General features: G+C 64.5%; 31 protein-coding genes. All 31 read right to left on the bottom strand.

Annotated elements, in window-relative coordinates; genetic code table 11:
- Positions 1-30: 30 nt before the first annotated feature.
- The gene (gene rplO / locus ETR14_RS15250) at positions 31-552 is read right to left on the bottom strand and encodes a 50S ribosomal protein L15 (protein WP_129385902.1); all 522 of its coding nucleotides are present in this window, start codon (positions 550-552) and stop codon (positions 31-33) included.
- A gap of 152 nt (positions 553-704) precedes the next feature.
- Entirely contained in the window at positions 705-881 is a 177-nt protein-coding gene (rpmD, locus tag ETR14_RS15245) for a 50S ribosomal protein L30 (protein WP_129385900.1), read from the bottom strand.
- Between the two features lie 5 nt (positions 882-886).
- Complete coding sequence (gene rpsE, locus ETR14_RS15240; RefSeq protein WP_243455530.1) at positions 887-1,624, bottom strand: 30S ribosomal protein S5; 738 nt, start codon at positions 1,622-1,624, stop codon at positions 887-889.
- Positions 1,625-1,978 (bottom strand): 50S ribosomal protein L18, encoded by a 354-nt coding sequence (gene rplR, locus ETR14_RS15235; protein ID WP_106515001.1) that lies wholly within the window; start codon positions 1,976-1,978, stop codon positions 1,625-1,627.
- Between the two features lie 3 nt (positions 1,979-1,981).
- On the bottom strand, positions 1,982-2,515 hold the full coding sequence (gene rplF / locus ETR14_RS15230; protein ID WP_129385899.1) for a 50S ribosomal protein L6: 534 nt from the start codon (positions 2,513-2,515) through the stop codon (positions 1,982-1,984).
- The gene (gene rpsH, locus ETR14_RS15225) at positions 2,515-2,910 is read right to left on the bottom strand and encodes a 30S ribosomal protein S8 (RefSeq protein ID WP_129385897.1); all 396 of its coding nucleotides are present in this window, start codon (positions 2,908-2,910) and stop codon (positions 2,515-2,517) included. Before rpsH ends, rplF begins: the two co-directional genes overlap by 1 nt.
- A 10-nt stretch (positions 2,911-2,920) precedes the next feature.
- Positions 2,921-3,226, bottom strand: a complete 306-nt coding sequence (gene rpsN / locus ETR14_RS15220) for a 30S ribosomal protein S14 (protein ID WP_106514998.1) — start codon at positions 3,224-3,226, stop codon at positions 2,921-2,923.
- A gap of 40 nt (positions 3,227-3,266) precedes the next feature.
- Complete coding sequence (gene rplE / locus ETR14_RS15215) at positions 3,267-3,851, bottom strand: 50S ribosomal protein L5 (protein WP_129385895.1); 585 nt, start codon at positions 3,849-3,851, stop codon at positions 3,267-3,269.
- Positions 3,844-4,164, bottom strand: coding sequence for a 50S ribosomal protein L24 (gene rplX / locus ETR14_RS15210; protein WP_129385893.1), 321 nt, complete (start codon positions 4,162-4,164; stop codon positions 3,844-3,846). Before rplX ends, rplE begins: the two co-directional genes overlap by 8 nt.
- Positions 4,165-4,168: 4 nt before the next feature.
- Positions 4,169-4,537 (bottom strand): 50S ribosomal protein L14, encoded by a 369-nt coding sequence (gene rplN, locus ETR14_RS15205; protein ID WP_106514995.1) that lies wholly within the window; start codon positions 4,535-4,537, stop codon positions 4,169-4,171.
- Positions 4,538-4,605: 68 nt separating this feature from the next.
- Positions 4,606-4,875, bottom strand: a complete 270-nt coding sequence (gene rpsQ / locus ETR14_RS15200) for a 30S ribosomal protein S17 (protein ID WP_129385891.1) — start codon at positions 4,873-4,875, stop codon at positions 4,606-4,608.
- A 12-nt stretch (positions 4,876-4,887) separates the two neighbouring features.
- On the bottom strand, positions 4,888-5,091 hold the full coding sequence (gene rpmC / locus ETR14_RS15195; protein ID WP_129385889.1) for a 50S ribosomal protein L29: 204 nt from the start codon (positions 5,089-5,091) through the stop codon (positions 4,888-4,890).
- Positions 5,092-5,093: 2 nt separating this feature from the next.
- Entirely contained in the window at positions 5,094-5,525 is a 432-nt protein-coding gene (gene rplP, locus ETR14_RS15190; protein WP_106514992.1) for a 50S ribosomal protein L16, read from the bottom strand.
- A gap of 15 nt (positions 5,526-5,540) precedes the next feature.
- The gene (rpsC, locus tag ETR14_RS15185; RefSeq protein WP_106514991.1) at positions 5,541-6,236 is read right to left on the bottom strand and encodes a 30S ribosomal protein S3; all 696 of its coding nucleotides are present in this window, start codon (positions 6,234-6,236) and stop codon (positions 5,541-5,543) included.
- A 3-nt stretch (positions 6,237-6,239) separates the two neighbouring features.
- Complete coding sequence (gene rplV / locus ETR14_RS15180) at positions 6,240-6,617, bottom strand: 50S ribosomal protein L22 (RefSeq protein ID WP_106514990.1); 378 nt, start codon at positions 6,615-6,617, stop codon at positions 6,240-6,242.
- Between the two features lie 3 nt (positions 6,618-6,620).
- Complete coding sequence (rpsS, locus tag ETR14_RS15175; protein ID WP_106514989.1) at positions 6,621-6,896, bottom strand: 30S ribosomal protein S19; 276 nt, start codon at positions 6,894-6,896, stop codon at positions 6,621-6,623.
- A 2-nt stretch (positions 6,897-6,898) separates the two neighbouring features.
- Entirely contained in the window at positions 6,899-7,735 is an 837-nt protein-coding gene (gene rplB / locus ETR14_RS15170) for a 50S ribosomal protein L2 (RefSeq protein WP_129385888.1), read from the bottom strand.
- 13 nt (positions 7,736-7,748) lie between these two features.
- Complete coding sequence (locus tag ETR14_RS15165) at positions 7,749-8,063, bottom strand: 50S ribosomal protein L23 (protein ID WP_129385886.1); 315 nt, start codon at positions 8,061-8,063, stop codon at positions 7,749-7,751.
- Positions 8,056-8,682: a 50S ribosomal protein L4 gene (gene rplD / locus ETR14_RS15160; protein ID WP_129385884.1), complete on the bottom strand. Its 627-nt coding sequence runs from the start codon at positions 8,680-8,682 to the stop codon at positions 8,056-8,058. Before rplD ends, ETR14_RS15165 begins: the two co-directional genes overlap by 8 nt.
- Before the next feature lie 3 nt (positions 8,683-8,685).
- Positions 8,686-9,417 carry a 50S ribosomal protein L3 gene (rplC, locus tag ETR14_RS15155; RefSeq protein WP_129385882.1) on the bottom strand — a complete coding sequence of 244 codons (732 nt, stop codon included), beginning with the start codon at positions 9,415-9,417 and terminating at the stop codon, positions 8,686-8,688.
- A gap of 261 nt (positions 9,418-9,678) precedes the next feature.
- Positions 9,679-9,990 carry a 30S ribosomal protein S10 gene (rpsJ, locus tag ETR14_RS15150; RefSeq protein ID WP_028969184.1) on the bottom strand — a complete coding sequence of 104 codons (312 nt, stop codon included), beginning with the start codon at positions 9,988-9,990 and terminating at the stop codon, positions 9,679-9,681.
- Between the two features lie 146 nt (positions 9,991-10,136).
- Positions 10,137-11,327 carry an elongation factor Tu gene (gene tuf / locus ETR14_RS15145; protein WP_129385880.1) on the bottom strand — a complete coding sequence of 397 codons (1,191 nt, stop codon included), beginning with the start codon at positions 11,325-11,327 and terminating at the stop codon, positions 10,137-10,139.
- Between the two features lie 45 nt (positions 11,328-11,372).
- Entirely contained in the window at positions 11,373-13,445 is a 2,073-nt protein-coding gene (gene fusA, locus ETR14_RS15140; RefSeq protein ID WP_129385878.1) for an elongation factor G, read from the bottom strand.
- 59 nt (positions 13,446-13,504) lie between these two features.
- Entirely contained in the window at positions 13,505-13,975 is a 471-nt protein-coding gene (rpsG, locus tag ETR14_RS15135; RefSeq protein ID WP_129385876.1) for a 30S ribosomal protein S7, read from the bottom strand.
- Between the two features lie 48 nt (positions 13,976-14,023).
- On the bottom strand, positions 14,024-14,395 hold the full coding sequence (gene rpsL, locus ETR14_RS15130; protein WP_028969180.1) for a 30S ribosomal protein S12: 372 nt from the start codon (positions 14,393-14,395) through the stop codon (positions 14,024-14,026).
- A gap of 264 nt (positions 14,396-14,659) precedes the next feature.
- Entirely contained in the window at positions 14,660-14,875 is a 216-nt protein-coding gene (locus ETR14_RS15125; protein WP_129385874.1) for a hypothetical protein, read from the bottom strand.
- A gap of 35 nt (positions 14,876-14,910) precedes the next feature.
- On the bottom strand, positions 14,911-15,312 hold the full coding sequence (locus tag ETR14_RS15120; protein WP_129385872.1) for a cupin domain-containing protein: 402 nt from the start codon (positions 15,310-15,312) through the stop codon (positions 14,911-14,913).
- Positions 15,313-15,480: 168 nt separating this feature from the next.
- Positions 15,481-15,810 (bottom strand): DUF3140 domain-containing protein, encoded by a 330-nt coding sequence (locus tag ETR14_RS15115; protein ID WP_129385870.1) that lies wholly within the window; start codon positions 15,808-15,810, stop codon positions 15,481-15,483.
- Positions 15,807-17,084: an amidohydrolase family protein gene (locus tag ETR14_RS15110; protein WP_129385868.1), complete on the bottom strand. Its 1,278-nt coding sequence runs from the start codon at positions 17,082-17,084 to the stop codon at positions 15,807-15,809. Before ETR14_RS15110 ends, ETR14_RS15115 begins: the two co-directional genes overlap by 4 nt.
- Before the next feature lie 75 nt (positions 17,085-17,159).
- Positions 17,160-18,572 carry an Nramp family divalent metal transporter gene (locus tag ETR14_RS15105; RefSeq protein ID WP_129385866.1) on the bottom strand — a complete coding sequence of 471 codons (1,413 nt, stop codon included), beginning with the start codon at positions 18,570-18,572 and terminating at the stop codon, positions 17,160-17,162.
- Positions 18,569-20,629, bottom strand: coding sequence for an amidohydrolase family protein (locus ETR14_RS15100; RefSeq protein WP_129385865.1), 2,061 nt, complete (start codon positions 20,627-20,629; stop codon positions 18,569-18,571). The genes ETR14_RS15105 and ETR14_RS15100 overlap by 4 nt, the downstream gene beginning before the upstream one ends.
- Positions 20,630-20,654: the final 25 nt, after the last annotated feature.

Below are 20,654 nucleotides of genomic sequence, written 5' to 3'. Positions count from 1 at the left end.
GAGGCTGTCAGCCCTAGACCGCGAGGCGGCTCAGGCGTTCGTGCGCTTCTTGACGCTGTTCTTCTTGGCCTTGGCCTTCTCGGCGGCCGGAACGACTTCGATCACCTCGACCGAGCCGCCGGCGGCTTCGACCGCCTGGCGGGCACCGGCGGAAGCGCCGGCGACGCGGAAGCTGAGCTTGGCCGTGAAGCTGCCCTTGCCGAGCAGGCGCACGCCGTCCTTGCCGCCGCGGGCGAGGCCGGCGGCCTTCAGCGCTGCGTGATCGAGCGTGCCGTCGGCGGACAGCTTGCCGCTGTCGAGCGCCTTCTGGATCGCGCCGAGATTCACCTCGGCATAATCCTTGGCGAAGATGTTGTTGAAGCCGCGCTTCGGCAGCCGCATGTGGAGCGGCATCTGACCGCCTTCGAAGCCGGCGATCGAAACGCCCGAGCGCGACTTGGCGCCCTTCTGACCGCGGCCGGCGGTCTTGCCCAAGCCCGAGCCGATGCCGCGGCCGACGCGGACGCGGGACTTGCGGGCACCCTGGTTGTCACGGATTTCGTTGAGTTTCATGTCTGCACTCGCTTTCGCTTTTGTCGCGCCACCCTCTCCCCTTCAGGGGAGAGGAAGAGCCGCCTGAATGGCGGCGAAGGAGAGGGGGAGTCAGACGGAGGTGCCCTACGACTCCCCCGCCCCCGACCCCTCCCCTGAAGGGGAGGGGAGTTTTACCCCTCGACCGTCACCATGTGCTGCACCTTACGGATCATGCCGCGCACCTCGGGGGTGTCCTGCAGCTCGACCGTCTTGTGACGCTTGTTGAGGCCCAGGCCGATCAGAGTCTGACGCTGATCGGGGCTGCGCCGGATCGGAGATCCGGTCTGGGTGATCTTGACTGTCGCCATCTGTCTTACTCCGTGACCAGCTGCGCGTCCGCCTGAGCGTCCGCATCGGCCGAGCCGCCGCGGCGCAGCAGGTCGGCAATCTTCTTGCCGCGGCGCTGAGCAACCGACTTCGGGCTGGTCTGTTCGGTGAGCGCCTCGAAAGTCGCCCGGATCATGTTGTACGGGTTGGACGTGCCGACCGACTTGGTAACCACGTCGGCAACGCCGAGGCTCTCGAACACGGCACGCATCGGACCGCCGGCGATGATGCCGGTACCCTGCGGAGCCGAGCGCACGTAGACGCGGCCGGCGCCGAAATGGCCCATGCCGTCATGGTGCAGCGTACGGCCTTCGCGAAGCGGAACGCGAACCATCGCCTTCTTCGCCGCGGCGGTCGCCTTGGAGATCGCCTCCGGCACTTCGCGCGCCTTGCCATGACCGAAGCCGACCCGGCCCTTGCCGTCGCCGACGACGACCAGGGCTGCGAAGCCGAAGCGCTTACCGCCCTTGACCGTCTTCGAGACGCGGTTGATGTGAACCAGCTTCTCGATCAGCTCTTCGCCCTGATCTTCGTCGCGGTTACCGCGGCGATCGTCGCGACGGCCACGGCCGCCGCGATTGTCGCGGTTGCCGCCGTCGCGGCCACCACGGCCGCCACGGGCGCCACGCTCGCGGCGCTGACCGCCATCGGCGGGCGCATTTTCCGCAGGCTGCGTGTTGCTCTGCTCCGAGGTCTCGGTGACCTGGTTGTTTTCGTCAGCCATTTAGAACTCCAATCCGCCTTCGCGGGCGGCATCCGCCAGCGCCTTGACGCGGCCGTGGAAAAGGAAACCACCACGGTCGAAGACGACCTGGGTCACGCCGGCGGCCTTGGCACGCTCGGCGATCCGGCGACCCACGTCCTGGGCGCTGCCGGTGGTCGCGCCGGTGGTACCGCGCACGTCCTTCTCCAGGGTCGAAGCGGACGCGACAGTCCGGCCTTCGACGTCGTTGATGACCTGGGCGTAGATGTGACGCCCGGAGCGGTGGATCGAAAGCCGCGGGCGTTCGCCGGCACGCTTCCGAAGCGAAGTACGGACGCGCTGACGGCGCCGTTCGAAGAGAGAGAGTTTCGCCATGGCTTACTTCTTCTTGCCTTCTTTGCGGAAGATATACTCGCCGCGATACTTGATGCCCTTGCCCTTGTACGGCTCGGGCTTGCGCCAGCGACGGATCTCTGCGGCGAGCTGACCGACACGCTGCCGATCGTTGCCGGTGATCACCACCGTCGTCGGATCCGGGGTCGCGACGGTCAGGTCGGCCGGAACCTCGATGTTGACGTCGTGGCTGTAGCCGAGCTGAAGACGCAGGTTCTTGCCCTGCATCGCAGCACGATAGCCGACGCCGGTAATCTCGAGCGTCTTGGTGAAGCCCTCGGTGACTCCGGTCACCAGGTTCTGCACCATCGAACGCTGCATGCCCCAGAAGGACCGGGCGCGCTTGGTATCGTTGGCGGGCTGCACGGAGATCGAACCTTCGCCGACCTCGTAGCTGATGTCGTCGAGCATCTGCAGCTGAAGGGTGCCCTTAGGACCCTTGACCGAGAGCGTGCGGCCCTCGGTCGTCGCCGAGACGCCCGCCGGCATGTCGATCGGGCGCTTACCGATACGAGACATCAGAACACCTCCGCGAGCACTTCGCCGCCGACATTCTGTTCACGCGCTTCGCTATCCGAAAGCACGCCACGCGGTGTCGACACGATGGTGATGCCGAGGCCGTTGCGGACCCGCGGCAGATCCTGGCTGCCCGAATAGACGCGGCGACCCGGCTTCGAAACGCGCACCACGTGCTGGATCGCCGGGCGGCCTTCGAAATATTTGAGCTCGATGCGCAGGCCGGCATGACGGCCGAGCGCTTCTTCCGTGTAGCCGCGGATGTAGCCCTCGCGCTGGAGCACGTCGAGGACGCGCGCGCGCAGCTTGGACGCGGGAGAAACCACGCTGTCCTTGCGGGCCTGCTGGCCGTTGCGGATGCGGGTGAGCATATCACCCAGGGGATCGGTCAATGGCATATTCTATACCTTACCAGCTCGACTTCGTGAGACCGGGGATGAGGCCCTTGTTGCCAAGTTCCCGGATCATGATTCGCGAAAGCCCGAATTTGCGATAATTGGCACGCGGACGGCCGGTGATCTGGCAACGGTTGCGGACCCGGGTCGGGTTCGCGTTGCGCGGGATCTCTGCCATCTTCAGGCGCGCGATCAGACGCTCGGTCTCATCGAGGGACTCGTCGTCCGCAATTGCCTTCAGCTTCGCATACTGGCCGGCATATTTCTTCACCAGCTTCTTGCGACGCTCGTTCTTGTTGATGGAACTCAGTTTCGCCATGACTTAAGTTCTCGCCTTTCTTGCTTCAGGCAACAGGGGCTCAGGCCGCCTGCTGCTGATCTTCCTCGGTGCGGGGGAACGGGAAATTGAACAGGCGCAGCAGCTCGCGCGCCTCTTCATCCGTCTTCGCGGTGGTGGTGACGATGATGTCCATGCCGCGCACCTTCTCGATGCGGTCATAGTTGATCTCCGGGAACACCAGCTGTTCCTTGAGGCCCATCGCATAATTGCCACGGCCGTCGAACGACTTGGCGTTCAGGCCGCGAAAGTCGCGGACGCGCGGCAGAGCGATCGTGATCAGGCGATCGAGAAACTCGTACATGCGCTGCCGGCGAAGGGTGACCTTCACGCCGATCGGCATGCCTTCACGCAGCTTGAACTGCGCGATCGACTTCTTCGCCTTGGTGACGACCGGCTTCTGACCGGCGATCAGCTGCATCTCGGATGCTGCGGTCTCGACCTTCTTCTTGTCCTGAGTGGCCTCGCCGACGCCCATGTTGAGGACGATCTTGTCGAGCTTGGGCACCTCGAGGCGGTTCTTGTAGCCGAACTTCTCGACCATCGCGGGGACGATGCGCTCGTCATAGTCGCGCTTCAGACGCGCGGTGTATTCGGCATCAGCCATTGATCAACTCCCCGGACCGAGCGGCAACGCGGACCTTCTTGCCGTCGCGAATTTCGAAACGGACCCGGCTAGGCTTGCCGTCCTTCGGGTCCTCGATCGCGACCTTGGAAACGTGAAGCGGCGCTTCGCTGCGCTCCAGGCCACCCTGCGGGTTGGTCTGGCTGGGCTTGCGGTGACGCGTGATGATGTTGACGCCCGACACGACGACCTTGCCGTCCTTGGGCATCGCCTTGGTGACTTCGCCCGTCTTGCCCTTGTCCTTGCCGGACAGGACGACGACGCGGTCGCCTTTCTTGATCTTTGCAGCAGCCATGATGTTACAGGACCTCCGGCGCCAGGCTGATGATCTTCATGTGCTTCTTCGCGCGCAGCTCACGAACCACCGGGCCGAAGATACGGGTACCGATCGGCTCCTGGTTGTTGTTGACGAGCACCGCAGCGTTGGAATCGAACCGGATGGTCGATCCGTCGGCACGATGGATGTCCTTGGCGGTGCGAACGATGACGGCCTTGTGGACGTCGCCCTTCTTGACGCGACCGCGCGGCGCGGCTTCCTTAACCGAGACGACAATGACGTCGCCAACGCCGGCGAACCGGCGCTTCGAGCCCCCGAGCACCTTGATGCACTGGACGCGCTTGGCGCCAGAGTTGTCGGCGACATCGAGGTTCGACTGCATCTGGATCATCGATCCATTCCTTCTTTCACTTCAACCGGAACCAGTCCGGCGATCAGTTGCAACGCAAGGCCGGAGCCTCAGGCGACATCGGCCTTCTGGGGCGTCGCATGGGTGTCCACGCGATCGAGGACCCGCCAGGTCTTCAGCTTCGAAATCGGCCGCGTCTCTTCGATGCGGACGGTCTCGCCCTCGCGAAACGCATTGGTCTCGTCATGGGCATGGTACTTCTTCGACAGCTTGATGATCTTGCCGTAGAGCGGGTGCTTCACCCGCCGCTCGACCAGGACCACCACGGTCTTGTCGGTCTTGTCCGACACGATCCTGCCGGTGAGAACGCGCTTCGGCATTCTATCTACTCCTTAGGCCTTGGTCTGAGCGGCGCGGCTGCGCTCGCTCTGCAGCGTCTTGATGCGCGCAATGGTGCGGCGCACTTCACGAATCCGCGACGGCTTTTCGAGCTGGTTGGTGGCGGCCTGGAAGCGCAAGTTGAACTGCTCGCGCTTCAGCTCGCCCAGCTGCTCGTTGAGCTGGTCGTCGGTACGGGTCTTGAGTTCGTCGGCCATGATCAGGCTTCCTCAACCAGGGATTCGCCAAGGCGGGCGACGACCTTGGTCTTGATCGGCAGCTTCTCCATGGCACGCTCGAAAGCGACCTTGGCGAGCGGGCCGGGAACGCCGTCCAGCTCGAACAGGATACGGCCGGGCTTGACGCGAGCGACCCAGAATTCCGGGCTTCCCTTACCGGAGCCCATGCGGACTTCGGCAGGCTTGGACGACACGGGGACGTCCGGGAAGATGCGGATCCAGAGGCGACCCTGGCGCTTAATGTGACGCGTGATCGCGCGGCGGGCCGCTTCGATCTGGCGGGCGGTGATCCGCTCCGGCTCCATGGCCTTGAGGCCATAGGCGCCGAAGTTCAGCGCTGTTCCGCCCTTGGCATCGCCATGGATCCGGCCCTTGAAGGCCTTGCGGAACTTGGTGCGTTTCGGTTGCAGCATTGCTCGTTCCTAAACTCAGCGGGCCGGGCGGACGCCGGAGGTTTGAGCCTCCATCATCAGCCGGTCCTGGGCCATGGGATCATGGCCGAGGATCTCACCCTTGAAGATCCAGACCTTGATGCCGCACACGCCGTAAGCCGTGTGGGCGGTCGCTTCCGCATAGTCGACGTTCGCGCGCAGCGTGTGCAGCGGAACCCGGCCCTCGCGATACCATTCGGTACGCGCGATCTCGGCGCCGCCGAGGCGGCCCGAGCAGGTGATCCGGATGCCTTCCGCGCCGAGGCGAAGGGCGGACTGCACGGCGCGCTTCATGGCGCGGCGGAACGCGATACGACGCTCGAGCTGGTCGGCGACGCCCTGGGCGACGAGCTTCGAATCGATCTCCGGCTTGCGGATCTCGACGATGTTGAGGCTGACGTCGCTCTTGGTCATCGCGCCGAGCTGCTTGCGCAGCTTCTCGATGTCGGCGCCCTTCTTGCCGATGATCACGCCCGGGCGCGCGGCATAGATGGACACGCGGCAAAGCTTGGCCGGACGTTCGATCACCACCTTGGAGATCGCCGCCTGCGGCAGCGTCTTCATGATGAACTTGCGGATCTTCAGATCCTCGACGAGCAGCCGGCTATAGTCCGCACCCTCGGCGTACCAGCGGCTGTCCCAGGTCCGGTTGATCTGGAGCCGAAGCCCGATCGGAGAGGTTTTCTGACCCATGGTTTACGCTTCCTGCTGCTCGCGGACGACGATGCGCACGCGGCTGAACGGTTTGATGATCCGGCTCGAACGACCGCGTGCGCGCGGCGTGAAGCGCTTCATCGAGATGCTCTTGCCGACCGAAGCCTCGGCGACGACGAGGGCGTCGACGTCGAGATTGTGGTTGTTCTCGGCATTGGCGATCGCCGACGCGAGCACCTTGCGAACCTCGACCGCCATCGCCTTGGGCGAGAAGGACAGGATGTTGAGCGCGTCTTCGGCCTTGCGGCCGCGGATCAGCGCAGCAACCAGGTTCAGCTTCTGCGCGGAGCCGCGGATGGTCGTGCCGACCGCGAGCGCCTCGTTGTCCGCGACCTTGCGGGGGGATGCCTGCTTGCCCATGGCTTACCTCTTGCCCTTCTTGTCGGCCGCGTGGCCCGGGAAGTAGCGGGTCGGCGCAAACTCGCCGAGCTTCATCCCGACCATCTCTTCATTCACCGAGACGGGAATGAATTTCTTGCCGTTGTAAACGTTGAAGGTGAGGCCGACGAACTGCGGGAGGATCGTCGAACGGCGCGACCAGGTCTTGATCGGCGCACGGCTGTTGGCGTCCTGCGCGGCCTCTGCCTTCTTCAGCAGAGAAAGCTCGACGAACGGACCTTTCCAGACGGAGCGGGCCATTGTTACCTCTTCTTCTTAGCATGGCGCGAACGGATGATCATCTTGTCCGTCGCCTTGTTGTTGCGGGTGCGGGCACCCTTGGTCGGCTTGCCCCACGGGGTAACCGGGTGACGGCCGCCCGAGGTCCGGCCTTCACCACCGCCGTGCGGGTGGTCGACCGGGTTCTTGGCGACACCGCGGGTCAGCGGTCGACGGCCCATCCAGCGGGTGCGACCGGCCTTGCCGAAGTTCTGGTTCTGGTTGTCGGGGTTCGACACCGCACCGATCGTCGCCATGCAGTTCGCGTGGATATAACGCTGCTCGCCCGAATTCAGCCTGACGATGACCATGCCGCGGTCACGACCGACCACCTGGACATAGGTGCCGGCGGAGCGGGCGATCTGCGCACCCTTGCCCGGCTTCATTTCCACGTTGTGGACGATGGTGCCGACCGGGATCGAGCCGAGTTCCATCGCATTGCCCGGCTTCACGTCGGTGCGGCGGCCGGCGACGACGACGTCGCCGGGGGCGAGGCGCTGCGGCGCGATGATGTAGGCCTGCTCGCCATCCTCATACTTCACCAGCGCGATGAACGCGGTGCGGTTGGGATCGTATTCCAGACGCTCGACAGTCGCGGGAACGTCCCACTTGCGGCGCTTGAAGTCGATGTAGCGGTAACGCTGCTTGTGACCGCCGGCGATGCCGCGCGAGGTCACATGGCCCTTGTTGTTGCGTCCGCCGGTCTTGCGCTTGCCTTCGGTAAGCGCCTTGACCGGCTTGCCCTTCCAGAGCGCCGATTTGTCGACGAGGATCAGGCCGCGCTGCGACGAGGTCGTCGGATTATAGGTCTTGAGTGCCATTGCTCGAGCGCCCTCAGATACCGGTGGTGACGTCGATCGTCTGGCCCTCGGCCAAAGTCACGATCGCCTTCTTGACGTCGGAGCGCTTGTAGGGACGGCCCTTCCAGCGCTTGGTCTTGCCCTTCTGCGTCAGCGTATTCACACCGGTGACGCTGACGTTGAACAGGGCCTCGACCGCTGCCTTGATCTGCGGCTTGGTGGCCTCGCTCGCGACCTTGAAGACGACCGCATTCTGCTCGCTGAGCAGGGTCGACTTCTCGGTGATGTGGGGCGCGAGGACGACATCATAATGATTGATGTCGACCTGGCCGTTCTTTGCCTTAGCCATTGAAACGGGCCTCCAGCTTCTCGACCGCGGCGCGGGTCAGCACCAGAGTCTCATGCTTCAGAATGTCGTACACGTTGGCACCGACCGCCGGAAGGAGGTCGATCTGACGCAGGTTCGACGACGCCTGGGCGAAGCCGACATTGAGCGCGTCGCCGTCGATCACGAGAGCGGTCTTGCCGAGGCTGAGCTTGGCGAGCTGCTCGCGAACCGCCTTGGTCTTCGCCTCGGTAACGTCCAGGCTGTCGAGAACGATCAGCTGGCCGGCCGAAGCCTTGCTGCTGAGCGCCATCTTGAGGCCGAGCGCGCGGATCTTCTTGTTCAGCGACGGATTAAAATCGCGAACGCGGGGACCGTGGGCCTTGCCGCCGCCGATGAAGATCGGTGCGCGGCGATCGCCGTGACGGGCGGTACCGCCACCCTTCTGGCGGCCGAACTTCTTGCCGGTGCGGGCGACATCCGAACGCTCGCGGGCTCCGCGGGCGGTGCCGCGACGCTTCTCGAGCTGCCAGGTGACGACGCGGTGCAGGATGTCGGCGCGCGGCTCGACGCCGAACACGGCATCGTTGAGCTCGATCTCGCCGCTGCCCTGGGCATCGAGGGTCTGAACTGTGACCTTCATGGCTTAGCCTTCCTGGCCTTCGGTCGCTTCCGCCGGGGCGGGAGCGTCAGTGGTGACGTTGGCCTGGCGAATGCCGGCCGGATACGGAGCTTCGGCCGGGCGGGCGACCTTGACGGCGTCCTTGACCAGCAGCCAGCCGCCTTTGTGTCCAGGCACGGAACCCTTGACGAAGATCAGGCCGCGCTCGACGTCGGTGCGGACCACTTCGAGGTTCTGCTGGGTGCGGTTCTTCGCGCCCATGTGGCCGGCCATCTTCTTGTTCTTGAAGACGCGGCCCGGATCCTGACGCTGACCGGTCGAGCCGAGCGAACGGTGCGACACGGAAACGCCGTGGGTGGCGCGAAGACCGCCGAAGCCCCAACGCTTCATACCGCCGGCAAAGCCCTTACCCTGGGTCACGCCCTGGATGTCGACCAACTGGCCGATGGCGAAATGGTCGGCCGAGATCTCCGCGCCCACGTCGAGCAGCGCATCCTCGGCAACGCGGAATTCCGCAATGCGGGCCTTGGGCTCGACTTCGGCCTTGCCGAAGTGGCCGCGCTCCGGCTTGGACAGGTTCTTGGCCTTGGCAGTGCCGGCTCCGAGCTGAACGGCGACGTAGCCGTCGTTGTCCGCTTCCTTGCGAGCCACCACCTGAAGATTGTCGAGAGCCAGGACGGTAACCGGCACGTGACGGCCGTCTTCCTGGAACAGTCGGGTCATACCCATTTTCTTAGCGATCACGCCAGTGCGCATGATCCACACTCCTTATACAGAGGCCCGCGGAAACGGAGCGTTCCCGCGGGCGTGCCAGCCCAAAAAAGATGCGTGCCCCGCTTGGGCCATTCCCCGCCGAAACGAGGATGCGGGGGACGCAGACCACGGCGAGCCGTGCGGTATCCCAATTCCCACAAAGTGTTACTTTGTGCGGACCTCTTCAGGAGGCCCTCGCCGCGCCCGCCTCAGGCGGCGCGGCTTAAATCCCGTGGCGCCGATTCTCGGCGCCGCGTCAGCCCCTTAGGCCAACTTGATCTCGACATCAACACCTGCCGCGAGATCGAGCTTCATCAGCGCATCGACCGTCTGCGGAGTCGGCTGGACGATATCGAGCAGCCGCTTGTAGGTGCGCACCTCGAACTGTTCGCGCGACTTCTTGTCGACGTGGGGCGAACGGTTGACGGTGAACTTCTCGATGCGCGTCGGGAGAGGAATGGGGCCGCGGATGAGAGCGCCGGTGCGACGGGCCGTATCGGCAATGTCGCCGGTCGCCTGATCGAGCACACGATGATCGAACGCCTTCAGGCGAATGCGGATATTCTGCGTTTCCATGTCCATACCGATGCGAAAGAGCCAGCCTCCGTGCGGAGGCATTCAAAACACGGCTTTACCGGAGCCTCGCGGCCCCGGTGCGGCCAAACCAATCTTCAAAGGCGAGCCGCCCGAATCGCGGAGATCCGGGCGGCTGCAGCCCTATATTACTTCGTGATCTCGGCGACAACCCCTGCGCCGACGGTCCGGCCGCCTTCGCGGATCGCGAAGCGGAGGCCCTGGTCCATCGCGATCGGGGCAATCAGCTTGACGCCGATCTGCACGTTGTCGCCCGGCATCACCATCTCGGTGCCTTCCGGCAGAACCACTTCGCCCGTCACGTCGGTCGTGCGGAAGTAGAATTGCGGACGGTAGTTGGCGAAGAACGGCGTGTGACGACCGCCTTCGTCCTTCGAGAGGACATAGACTTCCGCCTGGAAGTCGGTGTGCGGACGGATCGAACCCGGCTTGCAGAGAACCTGGCCGCGCTCGACTTCCTCACGACCAACGCCGCGGATCAGCGCACCGATGTTGTCGCCGGCCTGGCCCTGATCGAGCAGCTTGCGGAACATTTCGACGCCGGTGACGACGGTCTTGCGGGTGTCCTTGATGCCGACGATCTCGACTTCCTCGCCGACCTTGACGATGCCGGTTTCGACACGGCCGGTGACGACGGTGCCGCGGCCGGAGATCGAGAACACGTCTTCGATCGGCATCAGGAACGGCTTGTCGAGCGGACGCTCAGGCTGCGGAATGTAGCTGTCGACGGCAGTCATCAGCTCCAGGATCGCATCGTGACCGATCTTGCGGTCCGAGTCCTCGAGGGCGGCGAGCGCCGAACCCTTGACGATCGGAATGTCGTCGCCCGGGAAGTCGTAGGACGAGAGCAGCTCGCGAATCTCGAGCTCGACGAGCTCGAGGAGCTCCTCGTCGTCGACCTGGTCGACCTTGTTCATGAACACGACGAGCGCCGGAACGCCGACCTGACGGGCGAGCAGGATGTGCTCGCGGGTCTGCGGCATCGGGCCGTCGGCGGCCGAAACCACCAGGATGCCGCCGTCCATCTGCGCGGCGCCGGTGATCATGTTCTTCACATAGTCGGCGTGGCCCGGGCAATCGACGTGCGCATAGTGACGCTGCTCGGTCTCGTACTCGACGTGCGCGGTCGAGATGGTGATGCCGCGCTCACGCTCTTCCGGCGCCTTGTCGATGTTGTCGTAGCTGGTGAACGTCGCGCCGCCGGTCTCGGCGAGGACCTTGGTGATCGCCGCGGTCAGCGACGTCTTGCCATGGTCGACGTGACCGATGGTGCCGATGTTGCAGTGCGGTTTCGTCCGCTCGAACTTAGCTTTCGCCATTTTGCCTAATCCTCGTTTCTATCCAATTTCAACCGTTCAGGCAGCTCAAGCGAGCTTCGCCTTGACCTCTTCCGCGACGTTCGCCGGGACTTCGTCGTAATGCGAGAACTGCATCGTGTACTGCGCCCGGCCCTGGGTGAAGGACCGCAGCTCATTAACGTAGCCGAACATATTCGCAAGCGGCACCAGCGCCTCGACCGCCTGGGCGTTGCCCCGCGTGTCGGTGCCCTGGATCTGACCACGACGGCTGTTGATGTCGCCGATCACGTCGCCGAGATAATCCTCGGGGGTGACGACTTCCACCTTCATCACCGGCTCGAGCAGCTTGATGCCGGCCTTCTGAGCCGCTTCGCGCATTGCACCGCGACCGGTGATTTCGAACGCCAGCGCCGACGAGTCGACGTCGTGATACTTGCCGTCGAGCAGCTGCACGGTGAGATCGATGATCGGGAAGCCGATCAGCGAACCGCTCTCGGCGGTTTCACGCATGCCCTTTTCCACCGACGGAATATATTCGCGCGGGATGTTGCCGCCCTTGATCTCGTCGAGGAACTGGAAGCCCGAGCCACGCTCGCCCGGCGAAACCTTCACCTTCACTTCGCCGAACTGGCCGGAGCCGCCCGACTGCTTCTTGTGGGTGTAGGTGAGCTCGACCGGCTTCGCGAGATACTCGCGATAGGCGACCTGCGGCGCGCCGACATTGGCGTCCACCTTGAACTCGCGCTTCATGCGATCGACGAGGATCTCGAGGTGGAGCTCGCCCATCCCCTTGATGATCGTCTGGCCCGATTCGTGATCGGTCGACACGCGGAACGAAGGATCCTCGGCAGCCAGGCGGTTGAGCGCGATGCCCATCTTTTCCTGGTCGGCCTTGGTCTTCGGCTCCACCGACAGCTCGATAACCGGCTCCGGGAATTCCATCCGCTCGAGGATGATCGGCGCGTTCGAGGCGCAGAGCGTGTCCCCGGTGGTGGTCTCCTTGAGACCGGCGAGAGCAACGATATCGCCGGCATAAGCCACATCGATGTCCTCGCGGCTGTTGGCATGCATCAGCAGCATGCGGCCGATCTTTTCCTTCTTGTCCTTCACCGAGTTGAGCACGGTGCTCTTCTCGAGCTTGCCCGAATAAATCCGGGCGAAGGTGAGCGAGCCGACGAACGGATCGTTCATGATCTTGAAGGCGAGTGCCGAGAACGGCGCATCGTCGGCGGCCGGACGGGTGTCGGTCGCTTCCGTGTCCGGATTGATGCCTTCGACCGGCGGAATGTCGAGCGGAGACGGCAGATAGTCGACGACCGCGTCGAGCAGCGGCTGGACGCCCTTATTCTTGAACGCCGAGCCGCAGAGGACCGGGACGAACGAAAAGTTGAGCGTGCCCTTGCGGATCAGCGCCTTCAGCGTCGCGGCATCCGGCTCGTTGCCTTCGAGGTACGATTCCATGATGGCATCGTCCTGCTCGACCGCGATCTCGATGAGGTCGGCGCGTGCGGTTGCGGCGGCATCCGCCAGGTCGGCCGGAATGTCCTGATATTCGAACTTCGCGCCGAGCGATTCCTCGAGCCACACGATGGCGCGATTTTCAACCAGGTCGACGAGACCCTTGAAGCTGCCTTCGATGCCGATCGGGAGATAGAGGACGGCCGGGCGGGCGCCGAGTCGATCCTTGATCATGTCGACGCAGCGCTCGAAGCTCGCGCCGGTGCGGTCGAGCTTGTTGACGAAGCACATCCGCGGGACCTTGTACTTCTCGGCCTGGCGCCAGACGGTCTCGGACTGCGGCTCGACGCCGGCAACGCCGTCGAAGCAGGCAACCGCACCGTCGAGCACGCGCAGCGAACGCTCGACTTCGATGGTGAAGTCGACGTGCCCGGGGGTGTCGATGATGTTGATCCGGTGATCGTTCCAGAAACAGGTCGTCGCGGCCGACGTGATCGTGATCCCGCGCTCCTGCTCCTGCTCCATCCAGTCCATGGTGGCGGTGCCCTCATGGACTTCGCCGATCTTGTAGGACTTGCCGGTGTAATAGAGGATACGCTCGGTCGTCGTCGTCTTGCCGGCATCGATGTGGGCCATGATGCCGATGTTGCGATAGCGGTCGAGCGGATGGCTGCGGGCCATGATCTTAAACTCCAATGTCGGAAGGGAGCGCCTGGGCTCCGCTTCCGACGATATAGGGATTACCAGCGATAATGCGAGAAGGCGCGATTGGCTTCCGCCATGCGGTGCGTGTCCTCGCGCTTCTTGACCGCATTGCCGCGATTGTTGGCGGCATCGAGCAGCTCCCCGGACAGGCGGGCGGCCATCGTGTTCTCGCTGCGCGAGCGGGCCGAGGCGATCAGCCAGCGGATCGCGAGCGCCTGCGCACGCTCGGTGCGGACTTCGACCGGGACCTGATAGGTCGCACCGCCGACGCGGCGGCTGCGGACTTCGATGCCGGGCTTCACGTTGTTGAGCGCATCATGGAAGACACCGATCGGATCGCGCTTGGCGCGGGTCTCGACGGTGTCGAGCGCACCATAGACAATGCCTTCTGCGACCGACTTCTTTCCGTCCAGCATGACGGAGTTCATGAACTTCGAGAGAACCACGTCTCCGAACTTCGGATCGGGCAGGATTTCGCGCTTTTCTGGGCGACGACGACGGGACATTTCTTAAACCCTTCTTGACTTCAGACATCCAAACGAAGCTGGACGGTCTTACTTCGGACGCTTGGCGCCGTACTTCGAACGGGACTGACGACGGTCCTTGACGCCCTGGGTGTCGAGCACGCCGCGAAGGACGTGGTAACGGACACCCGGAAGGTCGCGGACGCGGCCGCCGCGGATCAGGACCACCGAGTGCTCCTGAAGGTTGTGGCCCTCGCCGGGAATGTAGCTGATCACTTCGCGCTGGTTCGTCAGGCGAACCTTGGCGACCTTGCGCAGCGCCGAATTCGGCTTCTTCGGGGTCGTGGTGTAGACGCGCGTGCAGACGCCCCGCTTCTGCGGGTTCTGCTCCATCGCGGGAACCTTGGATTTCGCCTTCTGCGGCTCGCGACCCTTGCGGATCAGCTGATTGATCGTCGGCATGAAGCCCTTCACCTTAAAGTTACTTTACTGAGGCGCGAAAAGCGCAAAAAACAGGGCGGCCGATCGGCCCCCTGGCCCTTGCGTCGCATCAGCAATGTTCAAGCTCTTGCGCCCGTCTCGACGCGGCATCTGGGTCTTCTGAAAGAACCACCACCGGCCCCGGGCGAGGCGGCCTATAACCGCGACTCCCAAATGGGTCAACGGCCGATCTTTGCAACCCCTTGAGCGGGAATCGGTTTCGCCGTCCGGGGACGGAGCGGCGGCTCAAACCTCGACGAGGTCGAGCCGCCGCTTGATTCGTCCGACGTCACTGCGGATGCCGGTGAGATCAGCCCGGATGTCGGCGATGTCTCCGGTGATCGTTGCGTGGTGCTGATCGAGGGAAGACAGACGCGCCTGCACACTGTCGAGCTGACGCTGGAAATCGGCGAACTGCGCGTGCAGCTTCAGGAGCTCCAGCGTATGTTCGGCGAGGCCCATCCGGCCTTGCTACGCCCGCAAATGCGGACCACCGACTATTCGGTCGTCTCGCCGGTCCACTCGTCATTCTCGTGATCGCGGTCGGCCTGTTCCTTGGTCTTATGAACGACGCCGTCCTTATGCTCCGGCGGCCCATACAGGGTGTACAGACGCAGCGGTTCGGTGCCGTCGTTGACCACGTTGTGACGGGCACCCGCGGGTACGATGACGGCGAAATCGTCCTCAACCTTGTTCGGGGTGCCGTCGATGTAGATGGTCCCGGCACCTTCCTCGATCCGGAAGAACTGGTCTCGATCCTCGTGGACCTCCTCGCCGATCTCCTCGCCGGGCTTCAGGGTCATCAGCACCAGCTGCAGGTTCTTGCCGGTGTAGAGCACCCGGCGGAAATCTTCGTTGGCAACCGTGACGTCTTCGATGTTGTCGCAATAACCCTTCATTCGCTTCAGCTCCCTTCGGTTGCGACCTAGATCGTCATGTGAGCCAAAAACGCAAGACGCCTGCGGCAGTGACGGGCCCTGCTCTGACCAGCGCCCCGCGCAAGTCCATGACTTCAGCGGAAAAGGGTTACGCGAAAAAAAGGCCGTCGTTCGTGGCGGCCCGCCGCTTCACTTGAGCGGATCGTGGCCCCAGTTCATCAGCGCGTAACGCCAGCGCGAGGTCACCATGTTGGCGGGTTCCTGGGCGCGGTGCCGGCGGATGAAGCCGACAGCCTTCCGCATCAGCCGATACGCGTCTTCGTCGAGCGCCCCGGGATCGCTGCGCAGGAGGGTGACGAGGCGGCGGCCGGCGGCGTGGCCGACGCTTTCCAGCGCCCCGTCCTTCTTCTGACCGACGGAGAGGCTCTCCGGAGTCTCGAGCCACTCTTCGAGTTCGGCCGCATCCATGTTGACCGCGGCGGCGAACGCCGCGCGCACCGCCGCGGGATCGAGGCTCATCCCTCGTTCTTGACGACCTCGCCGCCCTTGATCACGACATCGACGTCTTCGAGCTCACGGATGTTGGCGATCGGATCTCCGCTCACCGCGATGATGTCGCCATAGCGCCCGGCGGCGATCGCGCCGACATCCTTGTCGCGGCCGAGCGCCTGCGCCGCGGTCCGAGTGGCCGCCTGGATCGCCTCCATCGGGCTCATCCCATATTCGACCATCCAGCGGAATTGGCCACCAACCGTTCCATGCGGCATCACGCCGGCGTCGGAGCCAAAGATCATCCGCGCGCCGGCCTTGTGCGCCGCTCGGAAATTGTCGCGTTGGATCTGAGCGACTTCCCGGTCCTTGCGCAGATTGTCCTCGAGAACGCCGTTCTTGGCGCCCTCCGCCTGGGTATATTCGGTATTGAAGATGTCCATCGACAGATAAGCTCCGCGCTCCTTGGCAAGGCGAATGCCTTCGGCATCGATCAGGCTGGCATGTTCGATCGTGTCGATGCCGGCGCGAATGGCCGCCTTGATGCCGGCTGCGCCATGGGCGTGCGCGGCAACCTTCAGGCCCCATTGATGCGCTTCTTCGGCAATGGCGCGAAGCTCGTCCTCGGAGAGCTGTTGCTGCCCGGGCTCGGTATTGCGCGAGAAGACTCCGCCCGTGGCGCAGACCTTGATCACCTCGGCACCATATTTGCGCTGCTCGCGAACCCGGGCGCGCAGCTCCTGCGGACCGTCGCCGACCGCCTCGCCCTTTGCCTTGAACGACGGCGGCAGATAGGTTTGGTCGCAATGGCCGCCGGTCGCCGACAGCGCGTGCGCCGCCGGAACGATGCGCGGCCCCACCATGAGGCCCTCGTCGATCGCCTGCTTGTAGCCGACATCGGAATAATGTTCCGATCCGACATTGCGAACAGTGGTGAAGCCGGCGCGCAGCATGTCCTGGGCATTTTGGACGCCCTGGGCGACCCAGAACATGTCGGTGAATTGCAGACCGGTATAGCCGCCGAAACGCGGATTGGAGTCGAGGTGGACGTGCATGTCGATCAGCCCCGGCAGAAGCGTCTTGCCCGGAAGATCGATCCGCTTGGCGCCTTCGGGTATGTTCGGCCTGGCGCCGCCGCGCGACACCACCGACGCGATGCGCCCGTCGGTGATCACCACCACCGGTTCCTCCACAACCTTCCCGGCCAGCACGTCGACCATGCGATCGGCAGTCACCACGATTGTTTCGGCGGAGACGGGTGACGCGGCGGCGAGCAGAAGAGCGGCGAAGGGGATTTGGCGCATGCGGGACGGCTCCGGGAGAGAGGGACCGCTATCGATAGCCATGACGCGGCAAGCCTGTCGAGCCGCCGCGAAACTTCACCCGACCAGCTTCTTCGCCTGATCGAGGATGGTGATCACCGACAGAGTGCCGAACAAGGCCACCGCCCAGACGAGGAAGCCGATCCGGTAGGCGGCCGGGCGGATCTCCGGCGCAAGCAGGCGCCGGTTGAGCACGATCAGCAATGCGGAATAGACGAACATCATGAAGGCGGCGACGCAGCCGGCGATGACGAGCAGGATCAACGGCTGATCAAGGCCGGTTCCAATGATCGCGATCCCGACCAGCACGATCGCCCAGACGATGCAGGCATAGACGACGCTTTCGCTGGTCCGCTTCATGTAGCTGGTCCGCAGCACGTCCGCGGTCAGCCGGGCGGTGTAATCGACGATCCCGAGCGCCGCCGCGAACAGCGAAAAGGCGCCGATCGCCAGAAACAGGGTTCCGAACCATGGCCCCACCAGCGTCGACAGGGTCGCCGCCTCGATCTGGAGAAAGCTGATGTCGCGCGGCAAGTCGGTCCGCCCCGACAGGGTCGCGTAGGCGAGCAACGAGGTGAACAGGATGGTGAGGAAACTGATCGTTACGAAGGTGGCGAGTTGTTCCAGATTCGCGAAGCGCCACCAGGCGCGCCAACGGCCCATGGCCTCGGCATTCGGTTCGAACTGCCAGCCGGTGCCGGCATCCGCGACGGGCTCTCCGGTCAGCGGGCTGACGATCTTGGGCGCGTGGATGCCCATCCCGAAGCCCTTGTCGCGGATCCAGTTGGACTGGCAGAGATTCTGGCCGCCCCCTGCCCCGGCATAGGCCAGCGCGCCGAGCAGCAGCGGCCAGCCGAGCGTTTCGGCAGGAATGCGGACGTCAGCGGCGAGCGCCGGTGCCTTGCCCCACAGATCGCCGGGGATCGCGAACAGGATGGCGAGCAGGATCAGGGCACAGACTCCGGCGACCTTGAGCATCTGTGTGCGCTCGAGGGCACGATAGACGACCGGCGACAGCGTCAGGATCAGGCCGATAAGGACGAGAATTGCGATCGCGATCAGGCTGACGTTGCCGCCGACCAGAAAGGTGATCAGGGTCGCCGCTCCGGTCGCCCAGCCGGGCCAGAGGTTGGCCAGGATCGCGAGCAGAGCAAAGATCAGCCCCCAATGGCGGCCGAGGCGGCTGAAGCCGGTGAGCACGGTCTCGCCGGTGGCGAGCGTGTAGCGCTCGATTTCCATGTTGATGAAGAACTGGGTGATGAGGCCCGCCGCCGCCGCCCAGATGAACACCAGGCCGACCTGACTCGCGATATAAGGGTAGAGAATGAACTCGCCCGAGGCGAGCCCGACGCCGGCGGCAACGATTCCAGGTCCGACGATCCGCCACCAGGAGCGCGGCGTCGGCGGCATCTCGGCCGTTCCGAACGGCGGAAGCGCGCTCGAAGCTTGGAAGTCGAGATCGCGGCTCATGAGGTGGGCGCCTGCGCGCTCGGCGAGGCCGCGACGGTGACCTTCGGCGGCTCCGCGAACGGCGCGATGCCGAAGCGCTGGTAGATCTCGGTCGGGAAGTAGACGGTGCCGTTCTTCACCACCATCGCAATCGACTTGATCGCCTTGAGATCGCGGGTGGGATCGCCGGCGATCAGGAAGAAATCGGCGAGCTTGCCCTTCTCGATCGATCCACGCCTCTGGTCCTGGCCGAGATAGGCGGCCGTGTCGAAGGTGGCCCGCTTCAGGATCTGGGCCGGGGTCATGCCGATCTTCTGGTAGAGTTCGAGCTCGCGGTGATAGGTGAAGGCGCCGCCCATGTCGGTACCCGGGACGATCATCACACCCTTGTCGTTGAGGATTCTGAGCGTGGCGACGATCTGGTCGAAGGCGGCGCGATAGGCCTGGTCGTCGCCAGGGGCCGAAAGATCGACCCAGGCCTGCTTGGCACCGCGCTGCTCGGCCACCGGCAGATGATCGAGATAGTCCGCCATTCCCGGCGGCACCTGGCCGTTGCGGGTCTGCGTAAAGGCTTCGTGGATCACCAGGGTGGGATCGATCGCGATCTTCTTCGACACGATCAGGTCGATCGTCTTGCGCACCTTGGGCGCGTCGAGATCGAGTCCTTTCAGCCGCCGCAATGCGGTCAGGCGAAGCAGGTTGCGCGTGTCCTCGCCGGGTTGCAGCACCCACCCGAGCACGAACTGGTTGATATGGGTGAGTTCGTCATAGCCCGCCTCCATCATCGCGTCGGCGGTCGAGAAGGCCGGGACATGGCCGCAGACCCGCAGGCCAAGCCGGTGCGCTTCCGCGACCATCGCCGGCACCCAGGCGGGATCGATGCTGTTGTAGATCTTGATCTGCCAATAGCCCCGGGCGGCATAATAGCGCACCGCCTCGACCGCCTCCGCCTCGCTCTCGGCGACGATGCCGTTGTTGGAGCTGAACGGACTGCGCCCTTCGATGAAGCCGCTGGGTACGATCCGCGATCCGGCCGACCGGCCGCTCTCGATGCGATCGATGATCGCTTCCAGTTCGTCATTGTCGTTGCCCATGTCGCGGATCGTGGTGATCCCGGCGGCGAGGTTGAGCACGGCATCGTCTTCCGAGACATGGCCGTGCATCTCGGTCATGCCCGCCACCAGGGTTCCGCCGGCGCCGTCGATCGTCACCTCGCCGCGTGTCGCCGGGCTGTCGAGCGGCTCCACCGCCGCGATGCTGTCGCGCCAGACCAGCACCGATCTGGGTTCGGTAAGCGCCAGGGTCTTGGGGTCGAACAGCCGGACGTTGCGGATCCGGATCGGTGCCGAATAGACGTGGGCGGTGGATTTCTGGATCTCGGCGTAGCGCGCGGCGGACATGCGCTCGGCGAGGTCGCGGAGCCGCTGATCCTCGCCCTCATAGCCCTTGCGTACCGTCACGCCGCGGCCGCCGATCGCGGCGAACAGCCGGCCCTGCTCGTCGAGCAGGAAATACTCCGGATTGAGATTGATCCCGCTCAACGCATAGGCCGTCGCTTCGACCGGACCGCCAGCGCCGCGCAGCGTAAGCGTCTCCCCTTTCTCCAGCCGCAGCGTGCCGCCGGGAAGCGCCGGCATCTGCCGGTCGGCGTCGGCAAGCAGCGCCCGGGCATAGAGGCCGAGCGCCCAGGGGCTGCCATTCTGGGGCACGTAGAGGCTCGGATCGGCAATGGCGCCGCTGCCGGAACCCGTGCTGTCGGTCCAGCGTGCCGCCTTGCCGCGGGCGGTGAAGCTCTCGTCGACCTTGCCGCCGAACGTGGTCGCGCCGGTGACCTTCCAGGCGACGGGGATACCGGCGGCATCGACGCTCAACGTCTCGGCGATCGTCGGCCCCCGTCCGTTATTCTTGATGTCCCACACGATGCGGGTGGTAGCGCCCTCGCTGACCGCATCGAGATGGCCGACATTCCGTCCGCCGACGATCACCGTATATGTTTCGCCGAGCGGCGCGGCGGGGGCGGCGGTGGAATTGATGGTGGAGACGAACAGGGTGGCGGCGAACAGCGACGATGATTTCATGGCCGGAAGGTAGAGCATGCCCCCC

Source organism: Sphingosinicella sp. BN140058 (assembly GCF_004135585.1).
Classification (GTDB): Bacteria; Pseudomonadota; Alphaproteobacteria; order Sphingomonadales; family Sphingomonadaceae; genus Allosphingosinicella.
Note: the sequence above shows the minus strand (reverse complement) of the source record. Positions and strands in the feature narration are given on the sequence as shown.

What these genes read in the sequence shown, in the direction of transcription:
- rplO (WP_129385902.1), bottom strand. Translation starts at nt 552, where the DNA reads ATGAAACTCAACGAAATCCGTGACAACCAGGGTGCCCGCAAGTCCCGC.
- rpmD (WP_129385900.1), bottom strand. Translation starts at nt 881, where the DNA reads ATGGCGACAGTCAAGATCACCCAGACCGGATCTCCGATCCGGCGCAGC.
- rpsE (WP_243455530.1), bottom strand. Translation starts at nt 1,624, where the DNA reads ATGGCTGACGAAAACAACCAGGTCACCGAGACCTCGGAGCAGAGCAAC.
- rplR (WP_106515001.1), bottom strand. Translation starts at nt 1,978, where the DNA reads ATGGCGAAACTCTCTCTCTTCGAACGGCGCCGTCAGCGCGTCCGTACT.
- rplF (WP_129385899.1), bottom strand. Translation starts at nt 2,515, where the DNA reads ATGTCTCGTATCGGTAAGCGCCCGATCGACATGCCGGCGGGCGTCTCG.
- rpsH (WP_129385897.1), bottom strand. Translation starts at nt 2,910, where the DNA reads ATGCCATTGACCGATCCCCTGGGTGATATGCTCACCCGCATCCGCAAC.
- rpsN (WP_106514998.1), bottom strand. Translation starts at nt 3,226, where the DNA reads ATGGCGAAACTGAGTTCCATCAACAAGAACGAGCGTCGCAAGAAGCTG.
- rplE (WP_129385895.1), bottom strand. Translation starts at nt 3,851, where the DNA reads ATGGCTGATGCCGAATACACCGCGCGTCTGAAGCGCGACTATGACGAG.
- rplX (WP_129385893.1), bottom strand. Translation starts at nt 4,164, where the DNA reads ATGGCTGCTGCAAAGATCAAGAAAGGCGACCGCGTCGTCGTCCTGTCC.
- rplN (WP_106514995.1), bottom strand. Translation starts at nt 4,537, where the DNA reads ATGATCCAGATGCAGTCGAACCTCGATGTCGCCGACAACTCTGGCGCC.
- rpsQ (WP_129385891.1), bottom strand. Translation starts at nt 4,875, where the DNA reads ATGCCGAAGCGCGTTCTCACCGGCAGGATCGTGTCGGACAAGACCGAC.
- rpmC (WP_129385889.1), bottom strand. Translation starts at nt 5,091, where the DNA reads ATGGCCGACGAACTCAAGACCCGTACCGACGACCAGCTCAACGAGCAG.
- rplP (WP_106514992.1), bottom strand. Translation starts at nt 5,525, where the DNA reads ATGCTGCAACCGAAACGCACCAAGTTCCGCAAGGCCTTCAAGGGCCGG.
- rpsC (WP_106514991.1), bottom strand. Translation starts at nt 6,236, where the DNA reads ATGGGTCAGAAAACCTCTCCGATCGGGCTTCGGCTCCAGATCAACCGG.
- rplV (WP_106514990.1), bottom strand. Translation starts at nt 6,617, where the DNA reads ATGGGCAAGCAGGCATCCCCCCGCAAGGTCGCGGACAACGAGGCGCTC.
- rpsS (WP_106514989.1), bottom strand. Translation starts at nt 6,896, where the DNA reads ATGGCCCGCTCCGTCTGGAAAGGTCCGTTCGTCGAGCTTTCTCTGCTG.
- rplB (WP_129385888.1), bottom strand. Translation starts at nt 7,735, where the DNA reads ATGGCACTCAAGACCTATAATCCGACGACCTCGTCGCAGCGCGGCCTG.
- ETR14_RS15165 (WP_129385886.1), bottom strand. Translation starts at nt 8,063, where the DNA reads ATGGCTAAGGCAAAGAACGGCCAGGTCGACATCAATCATTATGATGTC.
- rplD (WP_129385884.1), bottom strand. Translation starts at nt 8,682, where the DNA reads ATGAAGGTCACAGTTCAGACCCTCGATGCCCAGGGCAGCGGCGAGATC.
- rplC (WP_129385882.1), bottom strand. Translation starts at nt 9,417, where the DNA reads ATGCGCACTGGCGTGATCGCTAAGAAAATGGGTATGACCCGACTGTTC.
- rpsJ (WP_028969184.1), bottom strand. Translation starts at nt 9,990, where the DNA reads ATGGAAACGCAGAATATCCGCATTCGCCTGAAGGCGTTCGATCATCGT.
- tuf (WP_129385880.1), bottom strand. Translation starts at nt 11,327, where the DNA reads ATGGCGAAAGCTAAGTTCGAGCGGACGAAACCGCACTGCAACATCGGC.
- fusA (WP_129385878.1), bottom strand. Translation starts at nt 13,445, where the DNA reads ATGGCCCGCAGCCATCCGCTCGACCGCTATCGCAACATCGGCATCATG.
- rpsG (WP_129385876.1), bottom strand. Translation starts at nt 13,975, where the DNA reads ATGTCCCGTCGTCGTCGCCCAGAAAAGCGCGAAATCCTGCCCGATCCG.
- rpsL (WP_028969180.1), bottom strand. Translation starts at nt 14,395, where the DNA reads ATGCCGACGATCAATCAGCTGATCCGCAAGGGTCGCGAGCCGCAGAAG.
- ETR14_RS15125 (WP_129385874.1), bottom strand. Translation starts at nt 14,875, where the DNA reads ATGGGCCTCGCCGAACATACGCTGGAGCTCCTGAAGCTGCACGCGCAG.
- ETR14_RS15120 (WP_129385872.1), bottom strand. Translation starts at nt 15,312, where the DNA reads ATGAAGGGTTATTGCGACAACATCGAAGACGTCACGGTTGCCAACGAA.
- ETR14_RS15115 (WP_129385870.1), bottom strand. Translation starts at nt 15,810, where the DNA reads ATGAGCCTCGATCCCGCGGCGGTGCGCGCGGCGTTCGCCGCCGCGGTC.
- ETR14_RS15110 (WP_129385868.1), bottom strand. Translation starts at nt 17,084, where the DNA reads ATGCGCCAAATCCCCTTCGCCGCTCTTCTGCTCGCCGCCGCGTCACCC.
- ETR14_RS15105 (WP_129385866.1), bottom strand. Translation starts at nt 18,572, where the DNA reads ATGAGCCGCGATCTCGACTTCCAAGCTTCGAGCGCGCTTCCGCCGTTC.
- ETR14_RS15100 (WP_129385865.1), bottom strand. Translation starts at nt 20,629, where the DNA reads ATGAAATCATCGTCGCTGTTCGCCGCCACCCTGTTCGTCTCCACCATC.